The 253-nt window shown below is 39.9% G+C and carries 1 protein-coding gene; it reads left to right on the top strand.

The features are described 5' to 3' along the window. The coding region (locus IEQ44_RS17365) for a hypothetical protein (protein WP_227487678.1) at positions 1-189 on the top strand (189 nt) is incomplete at its 5' end. Positions 190-253: the final 64 nt, after the last annotated feature.

Consider the following 253-nt stretch of genomic DNA (forward strand, 5'->3'; position numbering starts at 1 on the left):
GACTTTTACCTTTGTATGATGTGCAAAATGCCCAAATCAATAAAATACATCTATGATGATAGCCTTGATCCAAGGCTATCATCTTGGTCTTATGGTACAATGATGGCACAACAGGTAAAATGGCAGCAGTACAGAACCATATCATTCGAGCCCATGCATGGCGTAAAGGAAGATGTTGATGAAGAATGATTTCTAACTGTGTAGCAGAGAGTTGTGCAGAAAGCAGAATACTTGGCAATTGTTGCTACGCTAC

Origin of the sequence: Nocardioides malaquae (genome assembly GCF_015070385.1) — a bacterium.
GTDB classification, from domain to species: domain Bacteria; phylum Actinomycetota; class Actinomycetes; order Propionibacteriales; family Nocardioidaceae; genus Nocardioides; species Nocardioides malaquae.